Below are 14,278 nucleotides of genomic sequence, written 5' to 3' on the forward strand. Positions count from 1 at the left end.
CGCCAGAATCGGGCTGTTGATGCGAAAATAATGCTCTAACGCGATTTCAGGGCATTTTTTTCGAGTCGGAGAACGCCGTCGGTGAGATTGCGCTGGAATTGGGCCGTGCGATTCGCATTCATCGGCAACGTCGGACACTTTGCGAATCAGGGAATTGTTTGGAAGTCTGGAATCCGCAATGGATAAAATGACGCATCGATACTATTTCCCTTTGACTTCTTGCAACCAACTCAGTTCCATCAGTGATGCAAATTTGTGTGTTTCTTGGCTCACAGTCAGGACAATCCGAGCGATATCAGGAAGACGCCCAAAAAATGGGCCGTTATCTGGCATCCCGGAATATCGGACTCGTATATGGCGGTGCGTCCATCGGACTGATGGGAACACTCGCCCGCAGCGCGATGGAGGCCGGCGGTAAGGTTACAGGCGTGATCCCCAGACAGCTTCTGCAAGTCGAAGTTCCTGAGGATAGCATTTCAGAACTGATTTATGTCGATACACTTGCGGAAAGGGAACACATCATGTTTGAGCGGTCTGATGCCTTTATCGCCCTGCCGGGTGGCTTTGGAACGCTCGAGGAACTGTTTACCGTCCTGGTATGGAATATGCTGAAATACCATGACAAACCAGTTGGCATGTTGAACACGTCAGGATATTACGAGGTTCTCAAGCAGTTGCTGGCGCACCAGCAACAGCAAGGGTTCGTCTCGCAACAATGGGTTGACAGCATCATTATTGAAGACGAAGTCGAATCACTGGTAGACACTCTCGTTGCGATGTGCTGACTGTGCTCAGGCAACTGTTGGTGCCCGAGGCCGGACTCGAACCGGCACGGGAGTTATCCCGAGGGATTTTAAGTCCCTTGCGTCTACCAATTTCGCCACCCGGGCATTGTCAGAATACAAGTATAGAACGATAAACTGGAGGCCGAGGTCGGATTCGAACCGGCGTAGACGGCTTTGCAGGCCGCTGCATAACCCCTCTGCCACTCGGCCAAGAAAGAATCAGATGAGGAAAACTGACAACCTGTCGAATAACTGGCTGTCAGAGGAATTTGTCGTTCCAATGCTGATCATGATAAACAATTTTAACCCAAGAAAATGAACTTCACGCTACCGCATACTGTAGATTTTCCTGTATCCGAGAGGACTGCTTCGGTCTGATCTCAGTCTTGCGCAATGAGTTGGGAACTGTCAAAATATTCACGCAAATCGGCAGTTTCAGGCCATTTCAAAAGGTAATCGAACGATTCAACCGTGAGTCTCGAATTCGCAGCGAACTTCGTCACAACCTCATCCAGGTCCATCGGATTTTTCGGTGATCCCAACGGGTAACTGCACTCATGAACAGGAACTTGACCGTCAATTTGAATCTGCAGACGGTCCGGTTGCGCCGGATCGCAGTTCGTACTGCATCAGTTGCTGAAGAGCGCACCACCGCGGTTGCCGCAAACTCGGCAAAGACAGAAGTGGCTCCTCTGGCTTCGGGGGAAAGATGGGATTCAGTTGAATTCAACAAGCCGGGATTCAATCGATTGGCCTGGGCCGATTGGAAGATGCTTGCGGTCGGGAAGCTGGCTGTCGACAGTTTTTGCATGGAATTGGCTGGGCCTGATGCATTTCGAAGTGGCCGATTTTCCGCGGGGTCGGAGTGAGTCGTCCCCGACTTTAGATATACCCATAAGTCTGGGACCGGCCAGATGCAATCGGAAGGTTCACCGCAGACGAATATCAGCGGCTGGAAATCTGGAGCGGGAAACGAGGTTCGAACTCGCGACCTCAACCTTGGCAAGGTTGCGCTCTACCAGCTGAGCTATTCCCGCTCGACAATCATGTGCCTGTTGCCACAAAGTCAGAGCGAATTATTTTAAGAATTGTGCTGCCAAATTACAATGGAATTTTTCTCGGGGTTCAGTCCGGCAAATCCGACTCTGAGCCTGTATCCCGATCTGTCGACATCAACGTCGGTACTGCTGCCCGAAGATAGATCGTCATCGTCCAGATCGTCAATGTAGCGGCGACGTACAGCAGTAATTCCCCGGCGATCAATGTCTGGAACTCCCCGACCGGCTGTCCATACAGCAACAGAACAATTGCGATCATCTGCATCATGGTCTTGCCTTTTGAGAGGTAGGAAGTCGCGACACTGGCACGATTCCCCAACTCCGCCATCCACTCCCGCAACGCAACAACGGAGACTTCCCGCCCCACGATTATCAGAATTGAAACCACAAACACGACATTGAACATCAATTCATCGGCGAGCTGATGGTCCGAAACCAGTAACACCAATGCTGTGCAAACCATCAACTTGTCAGCTACCGGATCTAGAAATGCGCCGAAGGTGGATGTTTTTTTCAGTATTCTCGCCAGAAATCCATCCAGCCAGTCAGTCACCGCGGCGAGAACAAATACGATGACGACTACATTGTTGCTGCCGTCGGATGACAAAAAATAAGCTCCAACAAAAATGGGAATGGCAACAATACGTGCAAAAGTCAGTATGTTGGGCAAAGTCAGAATCATTCTGAAGATTGATCTCCGTGAATTTCGTAGTGGATGGCATGTGCAAGTTTAGACGATATTCCGGGCACACTTTCAATTTCTTCGACCCCGGCCCGCGAGATCCCTTGCAATCCGCCGAAATGCTTGAGCAAATTCGACCTGCGCTTGTTGCCGATACCCGGTATACGTTCCAGGACAGACTGCTTTCTTGCCTTATCCCGTCGACTTCGGTGACCGAGCAATGCGAACCTGTGAGCTTCGTCCCGAATCTGTTGCAGAACCAGCAATGCCGTAGGGTTGATGGGCACAGGACCGTCTGACTCCGGTGTCCAGACCTGCTCCGCGCCAGCCTTACGCTCTTTGCCTTTTGAGATCGCAGCCAATCTGATGTCGGAAATCTGCAACTCATCCATCACATCGACCGCACAGCCCAACTGCCCCTTTCCGCCGTCGATCAATACCAGGTCCGGCATCTTGCCGTTGCCGTCCCTGACCTTGCTGTACCGTCGAGTCAGCGCCTCTCGAAGCGCTGCGTAATCATCGCCGGCTGTCGGAACATGAAGATTGAAGCTTCTGTAATCAGATTTCAGGGGGCCGTTTTGGTCAAATACCACACATGAGGCGACCGCTTTTTCACCGAACGTATGACTGATGTCAAAGCAGTCCATACGCTCCGGGACTGCATCGAGACGGAGCATCTCGGTCAACGCGGCATATCTTCGGATCAGCGAGTGCTTGTCATCCAATCGTCGACGCAATGCATCTTCAGCGTTTGCGATCGCCATCTTCACAAGCTTGACCTTTCTCCCGCGCTGAGGCAGCCGAATTTCCACCTGCCGGCCACGTTGCTCCAGCAAGGTGTGCTCGATCAGCTGTTTGTCGTCGATGCGATGATTGACAAGAATCATTGGTGGAACGTCGCGATCCAGATAGTACCTGGGGATAAACTCGGACAGGACATCCCCGACATCGACCTCAACTTTGATTTTCGGGAAGTAGTTCCGATAGTCGATGTTGCGTCCGCTGCGAAAAATGACCAATTGGATACAAATTATGCCGCCGGCACTGATAGCCGAGATCACATCGACATCCGAATCCCCTCCTTCCACTGTCTGCGATTCTCTCAGACGTTGGATCGCGGCGATTCGATCCCTGTACTCTGCGGCTTGCTCAAAATCCCGGTCAGCTGCGCAATGCTCCATCCGGCTGACCAGCAAGTTATTCAGATCCCGGTTCTTTCCCATGAGAAAGCGCTCGACTTGTTCCACATCATCCATATAGCTGTCGCGGTCCACCAGTCCAACGCACGGTGCCGTGCATCTTTGTATCTGATATTGCAGACACGGCCTGGAACGGTGAAGATAGAATGAATCCCGACACTGCCGCACCGGAAATACCTTCTGCAACTGAGAGAGCGTCGCCCGCACTGCTGCCGCACTGCTGAATGGTCCGAAATATCTTCCAGGCTCTTTTCTGTTCCCTCGATAGAACATCAGTTTTGGAAACTCATGGGAGTCGTCCAGACGGATATACGGATAACTCTTGTCATCGCGCAGGTTGATGTTGTATCTGGGTTTGGCTGACTTGATCAGATTGTTTTCCAACAGCAGCGCTTCCGTTTCGGATTTCGTGACGATCGTCTCGATTTCGGTCATCTGTTGCATGACCGTCTCGATCCTGTAGGAAAGTCCAGTCAACCGGAAATACGAGCGCAGACGGTTTCTGAGATTTTTTGCCTTGCCGATGTACAATGGCAACCCATCCTTGTCTCTCATGACGTAAACACCACACGATGTGGAAACACCTTTGAGGAATTGATTGGTGCCGGTACCGGGAGTCGTGACTGGCTGATCTTTCATGGCAGGGATGTGACTGGTTGGGGTATCGAGTCAGCAGTTACAGGATGTCCTGAGTGTTTTGGGTTAGATTTTAGTTGAATTACCGAAGGAGATAGTACTAATGAAATTATCCGCGTTCGAAGTCAAGGTAGGAAACTTGCTCTCCATTGACGGCTCGCTATGGAAAATTCTTCGTAAGACCCATGTCAAACCGGGCAAAGGCGGTGCATTCGTCCAGTTGGAAATGAAGGACATATCTCAGGGAACCAAGCGCAATGAGCGATTTCGTTCTGACGACAAGGTGGAAAAGGCGCATGTGGAGTTCAGGAAGATGCAGTATCTGTATCAGGAAGCGGATCGATATATCTTTATGGATATGAATTCGTACGAACAGACCGAACTCAGTGCTGAGGAACTGAGCGATCAGGTTGGTTATCTGATTCCTGACATCGAAGTTCAGATCAACCTGTACAACGACTCGCCGATCGGCGTTGAACTCCCCGACAATGTGGCCTTGGAAGTCATCGAAACTGAAACAGTCGTCAAAGGGCAAACTGCGGCCGGGTCATCCAAACCGGCAACGGTCGAGACTGGCATCCGGGTCAATGTACCGACATTTGTCAATGTCGGTGACCGTGTGAAAGTGAATACGGAATCGGGGGAATATATTGAACGCGCAAACTGAGAATCGGCCGGGATTCAGGGCGACTGCCAAACCGGAGTCAGGATTCCTTGTAATGATCGACGATTTCGAGAAACTTCTCCCTCTCGCCTGATATCTGTTCCGCGGTGTCCGCGGTGTCCGGCTTCAGTTGGGCATACTGCCAGGTCGGGTCCCGCCAGTAACTGTTTTTCGTCAGGTGATCAATCGCTTTGTCTGTATCGCTTTCGCTCTGGCAGATCAATGCGATATCGCAACCACTGGTCAGACTCGCATACAGACGGGTATCGATATCACCCGCCTCTTCGGCAGCTGACATCGACAGGTCATCACTGAAGATCGGACCGTAAAACGCCAGTACTTCCCGCAGCATATGATCCAACCAGAACGAGGAATAAGTTGGAATCGCCGAGGTGCAGTCCGGATAGAGCACGTGAGCTGTCATGACGGAAGACAGTCTTTCACCAAGCCGTCGGTAGGGCACGAGATCGCAGTTCAGGATTTCCTGGATACTTCGATTGTCTTCAGGGCATTCAAAATGCGTATCACCGGCAACGCCACCGTGTCCGGGAAAATGTTTTCCAACTGACTTCATACCAGCCTTCTGCATACCGCGAATCCATGATTCAGCCAACAGCGCCACTGCATTCGGATCGGAGTGAAAGGCTCGGTCGCCGATCACTTCCGATTGCGTGGTAACGACATCAAGCACCGGCGAAAAACTGATGTCGATGCCTGTCTCCAGCACCTGAGTCGCCATCAGATAACCACCAAATTCCGCAACATCACAACCAAAGTCCGGATTTTCGTCGTAAATTCGGCCATATACGGCCTGTGGAGGCAACCGGGTCATGTGGGTTTTCAGTCGCTGGACCCGGCCTCCTTCCTGATCCACCGCAATGAGCAGGGCTGGAGACCGCAAGGCGTGAATCTCGTCGGCAAGGTGCCGCATCTGTTCAGGAGATTCATAGTTTCGGTCGAACAGCACGACGCCACCGATGATTGGGCTAAGCAAACGTTCCCGGTCGGTCGCTGACAACTGCCTGCCCGCGATGGCTGTCATCACAGGGCCCAACTGTTGATTGTCAGACGGACTCATGTCGAACTGCCGTCGTTGACATAGACCAGCGTGCCCACCTCAACGAGTTCAAATAACTTTAGAATCTGTGCATTGCGCATCTTGATGCACCCCGAGGAGCCCTCAACACCAACGGGATCGCTGTCAGGACAGCCGTGGATGTAAATAAAACGTCGCATGGTGTCCCGATCGCCGAGTCGATTGAATCCCGGCTCCAGACCGCTCAACCATAAAATCCGGGTCAGAATCCAATCTCTTTGCGGATTTTGTCTGGCCAACTTATCAGAATAGATTTCCCCTGTCGGCCGGCGTCTTACAAACACGGTGTTTTCCGGTGCATGCTTCCCGATCATTGCCCTGATGCTATGCCAGCCCCGCGGTGTCCGCCAACTGTTGATCTGCTCCCCCGCCCCGTTTCTTGCGGTCGACACCTTTGTGTTCATCAGGACTTCTCCCCCGTTTCCAAACGCGATCAGATTCTGGTCGGGTATATGAACTTCAATATACATCTCAATATCGAATCTCAAAGACTTGACGTCCGTTTGCGGATGTCCTCAATCAGCCCTTTCGAAGCGGCTTCAATCATGTCCAACATCAGCTCAAATGCTTCGCCGCCACCATAGTACGGATCTGGAATCTCCCGTGCTTCCCATTGTGGCGCAAAATCCATAAACAGACAGATCCGCCCCTTGTAGTCCGACGGGGCCAGCGATACAAGGTCCTCATAGTTGAACAGGTCCATCGCGATGATGTAGTCAAATTTCGCGTAATCCTGAAGATTCACCCTTCGCGCCCGCAAGTTTGAGATGCAGACTCCTCGTTTTGCCGCCGCTTCGATCGCTCGCGAATCAGGCCGCGCACCTACGTGGTATCCCGCGGTTCCGGCCGAATCCACCTTGATCTCGCAATCAAGCGAACGGCTTTCGACCATACTGCGGAAGACTCCTTCGGAAGAAGGTGAGCGGCAGATGTTGCCCAGACACACAAACAGCACACCATACTGTCTTCCCCCGGGTGCTCGGCTGATTGAACTTTCGATATTCATCGGTCCGCAAGCAGTTGTCTGGCGTACTCCAAATCCTGAGGTGTATCGATCCCCAGTGATTCGTAACTTTCTTCGATGACAACGATGATTCTATCACCGTTATACATCACCCTCAATTGCTCCAGTCTTTCGGCCGCCTCGAGCGGACAGACTTCCCGTTGGGCATGCTGCACCAGGTAACCCGCGTAATAGGCGTAGATTCCGATATGATGAAAAGCGATCTCACTTTCGATCGTCTGCGATGTGTGCCACGGAATGGCTGAACGGGAGAAATACAAGGCATACGAATTGTGGTCCACTACACATTTGACAATATTCGGATCCCGGAGCTCCGAGTGACATCGAAGAGGTTTGGCCGCTGTCGCCACCGCGGCCTCATCGGCTTCAGACAGTGCCGCGGCAACCCGATCAATCAGTGCCGGCGGGATGAGCGGCTCATCTCCCTGGAGATTGACAACGATGCGATCATTCGGCAAGCCCAATGTGGCGACCGCTTCAGCAACGCGATCGGTTCCGCTGGGATGATCAAATGAGGTCTTGCACGCAACAGCACCCGAAACAGATTCAATCTCCGGACCGATTCTCTCATCATCATAGGCGACAATGACATTTTCTGCTCCACTCGTTTTTGCACGTTCGATAACACGTTTTATCATAGACTTGCCACAGATATCTTCAAGTAGTTTACCAGGCATTCTTGAAGAATGGTAGCGGGCTGGAATTACGATGTCGAACGGACAATTCATGGATTTTCGGGATGGAACGACGTTTTTTTCCATACTGACAGCTTGTCTGCAAGCGTAACGACAAACTGATCGGAAACGGTCGCGTCAATTGCAACATACCACCAGTTATCCCGGGCGAACCCGCGACACTTGACTGCATCTTTCTCGGTCATCACCACAGTAACATTATCCTGATCGATGGAGTCGAAATCACGTTCGGTAAACTGATGATGATCCGGGAAGGGAACCCGGGTCAATTCGACTCCCAGATTCAGCAGCATATCAAAGAAACTATCCGGGTCTGCAATTCCAGCGACAGCCGTAATCCTCTGGCCCTTGAGATATTCCACGGTCCGTCTGTTTCCATTATCCCTGACATTGACCAACTGCGCAATTTCGTATCGCATTGCGTTCTCGTCACTACGTCCAGCTCCCTTTACCAGCTTAAGAGCTACCGAATCCAGACGGCCCGCCGGTTCACGCAAGGGCCCGGCTGGCAGACAAAACCCGTTACCGAATCGGGCCTTTGCGTCAACCAGCGCAATCGACAGATCCACGGCGAGTGAGTGGTGCTGGAGGGCATCGTCACAGACAAATATGTCGCAGTCTGTCCTCTCAAGCAGCATCCGTACGGCATCCGAACGTTTCTTGGCGACGGCAACTGGCACCTGGGCCCGCTGCGCGATCACGAGCGGCTCGTCTCCAACCTCATCAGGATTGCTGTCTGAGCGGACCATCAATGTGTCCGAGATATTCCGGCGGCCATAACCGCGGCTGACTACACCTGGTCGGAAACCATATTCACTGAGATAGTTGGCCAGCCAGATCGTGAACGGTGTCTTCCCTGTTCCGCCAACTGTAATATTACCGACTGCGATGATCGGTTCACTGAATCGGGAAATCGGGCAAAGGCCACTCGCGTACGCCACCCTTCGCAGGGACACTATCGCGCAATAGATCAGACTGACAGGCCACAACAGCAATGCGACGGGATTACGGCTATTCCAGACTGACCGAAAGAAACTGTCGACTGTCACTCCGTGTCATCCGGTAGCAAGATGTCTTTTCGCAATCGCTGCCCGTCGTTGCGGAACCTGATCGTATTCGATGGTATTGGCACCGTTATAGACCAGGAAATGTCGGCCTTTGGCTCTGGCGATCATGGTCACGCGAAGGTCTTGTGCCAGTTCCAGTCCCATGAACGTAACGCCTGAACGGGATAGTAGTATCGGTATGCCCATGTGCGCTACCTTCATGACAATTTCAGATGTCAGCCGACCTGTCGTGTAAAAGATCTTGTTGCCGCCTGAGGTGCCATCCATCCACATCTGACCGGCAATGGTGTCGGCGGCATTGTGCCGCCCCACATCCTCGACAAAGAGCTCGATTTCGGTATCTTCACAAAGTGCGCAACCATGAACCGCACCTGCCTGTTTGTAGATCTCGTTGTATTGGGCGATGTTTTTCAATAGTCCATATAACGTGGACTGGCGCACTGACGCCGCAGGCAATGGGGACTCGTATATCTTATTCAGCGTCCAACTGAACATCGTGCCCTGCCCGCAACCGGTCGTAACGGTTCTTTTTGACAACTTGCTCTCCCAATCGACGATTCCCTGCCCTGCGCGGGTTTCCACATGTGCGGTTTCCTGGTCCCATTCGACTCTGATCGATTTGATATCGGTAACCGACTCGACCAGTCTCTGATTGCGAAGATAACCCAAGGTCAGCAGTTCGGGATGGGTGCCCAATGTCATCAGGGTGACGACTTCCCGCTCGTCAACCTTGATGGTCAGGGGAAACTCACCGGCGACGCGCAGGTCGCGCTGATCTCCGAATTCGTCGATGGCTTGAACCGGATGCGTTGGCCGCAATCCAGCTGATGACAGCAGCGGAGTCATGGCAATGGATTCGGAATCGCTCATTGAATCATTACTTGAACGCATTACACATATTATTATATAGGGAAAGCCACACATCCATGGTGAATCGGAGTGCACCCTCAAAAATCAGTCGCGGTGATGACATTCAATCTGACGATCGTCGTCGAATGTCATACCAAGACGTTCAACGGCTGGCCGTCGGTCCAGTGGGAACTCACCACGATACTTTCTGATCCGGAAGGACCAGCCTCCCTGGACGGGCCTCACCCGATCCATACTTCAGACAAGATCTCGCAATACATGTGGAAGGGTGTTCAGCTCCGGCTGCATTTAGATGCTGCCGAAGGTTATTGGTATAATTTCCTTTCAGAGATACCCTACGCATTTGTAGTATTTGAAACAGATACTGTCGATGACGATTCGGTTCCGATGCCGATTTTCGCAACCGTATCGCAGGACGAGGCCGGCGCTCATCTTGAAACAGACTGCCTGGTCCTGTCGGCGGCCTTGCCGACTGATGTCCGGGACAAGATAGAACAGTACATAGTCGAAAACTACGTTCCGCAAACCAAGAAAAAAAGAAAACGTAAAAATTGGTTTGAAGAAGCAAACCAGCCGCGACCGAACCGAACGACTGAATGAGGATGCAACGATGACCCAATCGCGATTGCATGAGTGGTCGAGACGGAAAGCCCAGGAACGCGAGGAGAGCGGCAGATCCGACCCGCCGCAACCAGACGAGATGCAAGAATCCCGGGACATCGTCCAGACAGAGGGAACAGACGACAATCGCGAAGAGGTTGAGGCCGAGGAAAAGACACCGGTTGATCTGCCGTCTTTGGAGTCGCTGGATGACGACAGTGATTATTCAGTTTTCATGTCGGATGAGGTTGACGAATCGATCAGGAAACTGGCGCTTCGACGGCTGTTCAAGGCAGCGGTCTTCAATGTGCGCGATGGGTTGAACGACTACGATGACGACTTCACCACATTTGAGGAACTTGGTGACATCGTCACGTCGGATATGAAGTATCACGCAGAGCGAAAGAAGGCCGAAGAGGAAGCCCGGCGTAAACTCGAGGCAGAGACCGAACCGGTTGAGGAACAGCAAGAGATTGAAACGCTGGCCGGTGAAGAAGGCGAAGCGGACGATTCAGTTAAGGCGCCTGATGACGAAGAGCCGTCAACACCTGACTCCGAAGTCGCCGGGGAACCGGATCCGCTGTACCCGGATGAACGTTCGACATCATGACCTTGACCGAACAGTTTGAACTGCCTGCGCTGACTGAAAACGGGAAGGCAAGGCTCGCATCATTCGAGGCGCTGTCGGTTGAGCCGACGCCAACTTCCCTTGTCGCCTATCAATCACTGGGACAGGTTGTCATCGCCGGGGCGCGAAGCTCAGCCATCAAGGCTGCGAGAAATATGGTGGATACCGAACTGACTTGCTACCTGCTCATCACCGAAGAAGATGATGAAGCCGATACCGATCATCAGGGCGACACCGAATATCTCCCGCAGATGTTTTCGGCCGACGACTTCTCTGCCCAAGGTTACCTTGGTGCGTTTTCCATAATCGCATTCAAGAACGACAGGGAGTTTGACTTTGGCAAGACTGTTGGCATTGCGTCTGGTTTGTTCGATCTGATACTCGACCTGTCAGAATCATCGAAGTTCGAGGCACAGGTCCCACCGCCCGGGTATTTCCGAATCGAACCCGCCGAGCAGAGCGACAAGCGTATCAGGCGAACTGCGGAGGAGTTATCGCAACTGGTCGGAAACTTTGAAAAACCGAAATACTTCAATTATGACCCGGATATCTGCGCGCACAGCAGAAGCGGAATCGTCGCCTGCACCCGATGCATCGATGCATGTCCAACCGATGCGATCACATCAATCGGCGAGACCATCGAATTCAATTCCCATCTGTGCCAGGGCGGCGGTGTCTGTGCAGCAGCCTGTCCCACAGGTGCTGCCACCTATGCTTACCCGCCATCAGAAAATCAACTTGACGTTTTGCGACAGTTGTTGCTGAGATATCGTGAAAATGGCGGTCACAACGCCGTCGTGCTCTTTTACGACCGGGAGGGAGGAACTCCGATCGTATCTGCCCAGATTACCGAGATGGGTGAGAATATCCTGCCGGTTCAGGTAGAGGAAGTTGGCGCCCTTGGGCTTGACATATTCTTCTCGCTACTCGCCTATGGTGCAGCCGGGGCGGCCGTACTGTGTTCGGATGTCGCACAGTCTGTGCGTCAAGAACTTGAACATCAGATCGAGATACTGGACCGGTTTCTAGAGGGCATGGGTCACTCGTTCCACCCCATACAGCTCATGCAGACAGACGAAGACCGCGAAGTATCGGAATCAGCGATTCAGCAACTGGCACAAATGGATATCAGTCCGGCAAAATTCGCGCCGACTGGAATCAAGCGAACGGATATGCGAATCGCCCTGGAGCATCTGCACTCGCAATCGCCGAAGCAGCCGGACTCGATTAACCTGCCAGGTCATTCGCCCTTTGGACAGATCATGGTGGACACCGACACCTGCACTCTGTGCATGGGCTGCGTATCCGTCTGTCCTGCGTCCGCGCTTGAGGCCGGCGGCGAAGTGCCGAAACTTGCATTCATTGAGAACAATTGTGTTCAGTGCGGCTTGTGTGAGTCGGCCTGTCCGGAAAGTTCGATCACCCGAAGTCAGCGGTATCTGTTTGACACGGACTCAAGAATGAGAGCTCGAACAATGAATGAGGATGCACCGTTTCATTGTCGAGTCTGCGGCAAGGCATTCGCAACCAGTGCCATGCTGAGAACAATGAAGGACAAACTCAAGGGTCACTGGATGTTCCAGGATCCGGAAGCGGTCGCCCGGCTTGAAATGTGCGAGGACTGCCGGGTCAAAGACATGTTCGCGGCTGAAGGAGGATTTCCGCGGAACAAAATCTAGTAGAGAGGAGCAAAACCATTAACTGCACATCGTCTTGTCAGCGTTGTCTTCGAACCCGTTTGTAGTAACTGAATCAGGCATCAATCATCCATCAGTTCCTGATAGGTCGTCCCTTCAATTGCCGCTTGCCCGAACAGCATTTCAATGTACTGGGTGATCGCCTGACGCCAGCTGCTTTCTTCGAGATACTCAGCAATTTTCCCCTGCACCGCATCAAATCTGAGCGTCTGTCCAGACGTCTTTCGAATCAGTTGCAGAACGTGAACACCATAAGGGGCCTCAATTGGCTGGGAATGAAGCTCCCCCTCTTCAAGTTGCACGAGACACCGGTCAACTGCATCCGATGTCTGACCTTGAATCACTTCGCCAAGATCTCCGCCGTCTTTTGCTGATTCGCAATCCGAGTGCTTTCGGGCGCAATCCTCAAATTGATCCGGCGACTCCTGCAATTGTGCAATCAAATTTTCAGCCTTGCTGACCGCCGCTGCATAGGCCTTCTCATCTTTGGGATCAGCACTCAGCAATATGTGTCTCGGCTCGTACCGGTCAGGACTTTGAAATCTCTCAAGATGCTGATCGTAATATCGACGACACTCGGTATCATTCGCATCCGGTATGTCAATCACCTGCTCAAGTAACTGCCTGACCAGCGCCTCATCGTCCGTTTCAACATTCCCTTGTGAATCGGCTTTCGGCTCCGGAATCAATTCCGACCGATTGGCTTCCTGTAACAGCAGCTCACGCACCACCAACGCCCGTGCCGCCGCCTGTTGCGCATCCTGTGGATTGGCTGCCGGATGGTGCTGACTTTCCGCCGCAACGGCTTCCGTCGAAATCTCAACACCATTGACGAGGATGGAACCCCGCAGCATCTGTCAGTCAGCCTCGGGCAGTTGGATTGGCTTTCTGCTTGCTGCGGGTGATCTGGTAGCCAGGTCGCCAAAGGTACCGAACTGGCGCACTCAGCATATGAACGAGCCGGGTAAACGGAAAGAGCAGGAATATGGTCAGCCCGATGAACAAATGAAGTTTGAATATCCAGTGCACATGCGCAATATGATCAGCCGCACCACTGCGAAATGTGAATATCGCCTGCGACCATTCCATGAATCTCACCATCTCTTCGCCGTCCAGGTGCTGGACCGATACCAATATCGTTGCCAGGCCCAACAGCAATTGAACGTAAAGAAGAATCAGTATCGAAGTGTCCGAAAAACTTGAGGTGGCTCGAATTCGCGGGTCAAACAACCTTCGCATTAGCAGAAGCGTTGCGCCAACAACCGCCATGACACCCGCGATGCCGCCAACCACAATCGCTGCCAGCTGCTTGAAACCATGACTGATTCCGATTGCATCGAATACCTCGATCGGCGTTAGCAGGCCGACCAAGTGTCCAAAAAACACAATCAGGACGCCAACATGAAACAGCACCGACCCGACAATCAACTGTCGCCGACGCAACAGCTGACTCGACCCCGAACGCCAGGTGTAAGGTTCGCGATCATAACGCACGATGCTTCCAATCAGGAGTACAACCAAGGCCACATAGGGGTAGTAGCCGAAAATCAGGGTATGCATATAACTGGCCATATCGA

Annotated in this window: 16 protein-coding genes and 3 tRNA genes; 6 read left to right on the forward strand and 13 right to left on the reverse strand. The window is 52.5% G+C overall.

All coding sequences use genetic code 11. The annotated features are described in order from the left end of the window. Positions 1-245 precede the first annotated feature (245 nt). Entirely contained in the window at positions 246-785 is a 540-nt protein-coding gene (locus tag OXI60_03455; GenBank protein MDE0308875.1) for a TIGR00730 family Rossman fold protein, read from the forward strand. 18 nt (positions 786-803) lie between these two features. Here OXI60_03455 and OXI60_03460 read toward each other — a convergent pair. Then, positions 804-890, reverse strand: a tRNA-Leu gene (locus OXI60_03460). Positions 891-921: 31 nt separating this feature from the next. Further along, a tRNA-Cys gene (locus OXI60_03465) sits at positions 922-995 on the reverse strand. 347 nt (positions 996-1,342) lie between these two features. Here OXI60_03465 and OXI60_03470 point away from each other — a divergent pair. Continuing rightward, positions 1,343-1,654, forward strand: a complete 312-nt coding sequence (locus OXI60_03470; GenBank protein MDE0308876.1) for a hypothetical protein — start codon at positions 1,343-1,345, stop codon at positions 1,652-1,654. Positions 1,655-1,746: 92 nt separating this feature from the next. Here OXI60_03470 and OXI60_03475 read toward each other — a convergent pair. The 3 genes from OXI60_03475 to uvrC form a co-directional block, all read right to left on the reverse strand. Beyond that, a tRNA-Gly gene (locus tag OXI60_03475) sits at positions 1,747-1,822 on the reverse strand. Between the two features lie 88 nt (positions 1,823-1,910). Continuing rightward, positions 1,911-2,525 carry a CDP-diacylglycerol--glycerol-3-phosphate 3-phosphatidyltransferase gene (gene pgsA, locus OXI60_03480; GenBank protein MDE0308877.1) on the reverse strand — a complete coding sequence of 205 codons (615 nt, stop codon included), beginning with the start codon at positions 2,523-2,525 and terminating at the stop codon, positions 1,911-1,913. Next, complete coding sequence (gene uvrC, locus OXI60_03485; protein MDE0308878.1) at positions 2,522-4,363, reverse strand: excinuclease ABC subunit UvrC; 1,842 nt, start codon at positions 4,361-4,363, stop codon at positions 2,522-2,524. The genes pgsA and uvrC overlap by 4 nt, the downstream gene beginning before the upstream one ends. A gap of 100 nt (positions 4,364-4,463) precedes the next feature. Between uvrC and efp the strand changes: the two genes are divergently transcribed. Next, on the forward strand, positions 4,464-5,027 hold the full coding sequence (efp, locus tag OXI60_03490; GenBank protein ID MDE0308879.1) for an elongation factor P: 564 nt from the start codon (positions 4,464-4,466) through the stop codon (positions 5,025-5,027). Between the two features lie 37 nt (positions 5,028-5,064). Here the strand turns inward: efp and nagZ are convergent, their stop codons facing one another. Genes nagZ through OXI60_03520 form a run of 6 tightly spaced genes read right to left on the reverse strand, consistent with a single transcriptional unit; the run spans position 5,065 to position 9,776 of the window. Beyond that, complete coding sequence (nagZ, locus tag OXI60_03495; GenBank protein MDE0308880.1) at positions 5,065-6,102, reverse strand: beta-N-acetylhexosaminidase; 1,038 nt, start codon at positions 6,100-6,102, stop codon at positions 5,065-5,067. Next, complete coding sequence (locus OXI60_03500) at positions 6,099-6,590, reverse strand: L,D-transpeptidase (GenBank protein MDE0308881.1); 492 nt, start codon at positions 6,588-6,590, stop codon at positions 6,099-6,101. Before OXI60_03500 ends, nagZ begins: the two co-directional genes overlap by 4 nt. A 14-nt stretch (positions 6,591-6,604) precedes the next feature. After that, the gene (locus tag OXI60_03505; protein ID MDE0308882.1) at positions 6,605-7,126 is read right to left on the reverse strand and encodes a low molecular weight phosphotyrosine protein phosphatase; all 522 of its coding nucleotides are present in this window, start codon (positions 7,124-7,126) and stop codon (positions 6,605-6,607) included. After that, positions 7,123-7,905, reverse strand: a complete 783-nt coding sequence (kdsB, locus tag OXI60_03510) for a 3-deoxy-manno-octulosonate cytidylyltransferase (protein MDE0308883.1) — start codon at positions 7,903-7,905, stop codon at positions 7,123-7,125. The genes OXI60_03505 and kdsB overlap by 4 nt, the downstream gene beginning before the upstream one ends. Further along, on the reverse strand, positions 7,869-8,888 hold the full coding sequence (gene lpxK, locus OXI60_03515) for a tetraacyldisaccharide 4'-kinase (GenBank protein ID MDE0308884.1): 1,020 nt from the start codon (positions 8,886-8,888) through the stop codon (positions 7,869-7,871). The genes kdsB and lpxK overlap by 37 nt, the downstream gene beginning before the upstream one ends. A gap of 6 nt (positions 8,889-8,894) precedes the next feature. Further along, the gene (locus OXI60_03520; GenBank protein MDE0308885.1) at positions 8,895-9,776 is read right to left on the reverse strand and encodes a formate dehydrogenase accessory sulfurtransferase FdhD; all 882 of its coding nucleotides are present in this window, start codon (positions 9,774-9,776) and stop codon (positions 8,895-8,897) included. Positions 9,777-9,872: 96 nt separating this feature from the next. Between OXI60_03520 and OXI60_03525 the strand changes: the two genes are divergently transcribed. From OXI60_03525 to OXI60_03535, 3 genes are read left to right on the forward strand one after another with little or no spacing between them, the layout of a single operon-like run. Then, a complete protein-coding gene (locus OXI60_03525; protein MDE0308886.1) occupies positions 9,873-10,376 on the forward strand; it encodes a DUF3305 domain-containing protein in 504 nt (167 codons plus the stop codon). Positions 10,377-10,386: 10 nt separating this feature from the next. After that, positions 10,387-10,986, forward strand: a complete 600-nt coding sequence (locus OXI60_03530) for a DUF3306 domain-containing protein (protein ID MDE0308887.1) — start codon at positions 10,387-10,389, stop codon at positions 10,984-10,986. Continuing rightward, positions 10,983-12,683: a 4Fe-4S binding protein gene (locus OXI60_03535; protein MDE0308888.1), complete on the forward strand. Its 1,701-nt coding sequence runs from the start codon at positions 10,983-10,985 to the stop codon at positions 12,681-12,683. The genes OXI60_03530 and OXI60_03535 overlap by 4 nt, the downstream gene beginning before the upstream one ends. A gap of 80 nt (positions 12,684-12,763) precedes the next feature. On the opposite strand, the gene OXI60_03540 is transcribed toward OXI60_03535, so the two are convergent. Next, positions 12,764-13,555 carry a peptidylprolyl isomerase gene (locus OXI60_03540; GenBank protein ID MDE0308889.1) on the reverse strand — a complete coding sequence of 264 codons (792 nt, stop codon included), beginning with the start codon at positions 13,553-13,555 and terminating at the stop codon, positions 12,764-12,766. A gap of 7 nt (positions 13,556-13,562) precedes the next feature. Beyond that, positions 13,563-14,273, reverse strand: coding sequence for a respiratory nitrate reductase subunit gamma (gene narI, locus OXI60_03545; protein ID MDE0308890.1), 711 nt, complete (start codon positions 14,271-14,273; stop codon positions 13,563-13,565). Positions 14,274-14,278: the final 5 nt, after the last annotated feature.

The sequence above is a fragment of the Acidiferrobacterales bacterium genome (genome assembly GCA_028820695.1).
Taxonomy (GTDB): Bacteria; Pseudomonadota; Gammaproteobacteria; order Arenicellales; family JAJDZL01; genus JAJDZL01.

Coding starts and splice junctions, on each gene's coding strand:
- OXI60_03535 (MDE0308888.1), top strand. CDS start 10,983: ATGACCTTGACCGAACAGTTTGAACTGCCTGCGCTGACTGAAAACGGG.
- nagZ (MDE0308880.1), bottom strand. CDS start 6,102: ATGAGTCCGTCTGACAATCAACAGTTGGGCCCTGTGATGACAGCCATC.
- pgsA (MDE0308877.1), bottom strand. CDS start 2,525: ATGATTCTGACTTTGCCCAACATACTGACTTTTGCACGTATTGTTGCC.
- narI (MDE0308890.1), bottom strand. CDS start 14,273: ATGGCCAGTTATATGCATACCCTGATTTTCGGCTACTACCCCTATGTG.
- OXI60_03455 (MDE0308875.1), top strand. CDS start 246: ATGCAAATTTGTGTGTTTCTTGGCTCACAGTCAGGACAATCCGAGCGA.
- OXI60_03540 (MDE0308889.1), bottom strand. CDS start 13,555: ATGCTGCGGGGTTCCATCCTCGTCAATGGTGTTGAGATTTCGACGGAA.
- OXI60_03520 (MDE0308885.1), bottom strand. CDS start 9,776: ATGAGCGATTCCGAATCCATTGCCATGACTCCGCTGCTGTCATCAGCT.
- OXI60_03505 (MDE0308882.1), bottom strand. CDS start 7,126: ATGAATATCGAAAGTTCAATCAGCCGAGCACCCGGGGGAAGACAGTAT.
- kdsB (MDE0308883.1), bottom strand. CDS start 7,905: ATGGAAAAAAACGTCGTTCCATCCCGAAAATCCATGAATTGTCCGTTC.
- OXI60_03500 (MDE0308881.1), bottom strand. CDS start 6,590: ATGTATATTGAAGTTCATATACCCGACCAGAATCTGATCGCGTTTGGA.
- OXI60_03470 (MDE0308876.1), top strand. CDS start 1,343: ATGAACAGGAACTTGACCGTCAATTTGAATCTGCAGACGGTCCGGTTG.
- efp (MDE0308879.1), top strand. CDS start 4,464: ATGAAATTATCCGCGTTCGAAGTCAAGGTAGGAAACTTGCTCTCCATT.
- uvrC (MDE0308878.1), bottom strand. CDS start 4,363: ATGAAAGATCAGCCAGTCACGACTCCCGGTACCGGCACCAATCAATTC.
- OXI60_03525 (MDE0308886.1), top strand. CDS start 9,873: ATGACATTCAATCTGACGATCGTCGTCGAATGTCATACCAAGACGTTC.
- OXI60_03530 (MDE0308887.1), top strand. CDS start 10,387: ATGACCCAATCGCGATTGCATGAGTGGTCGAGACGGAAAGCCCAGGAA.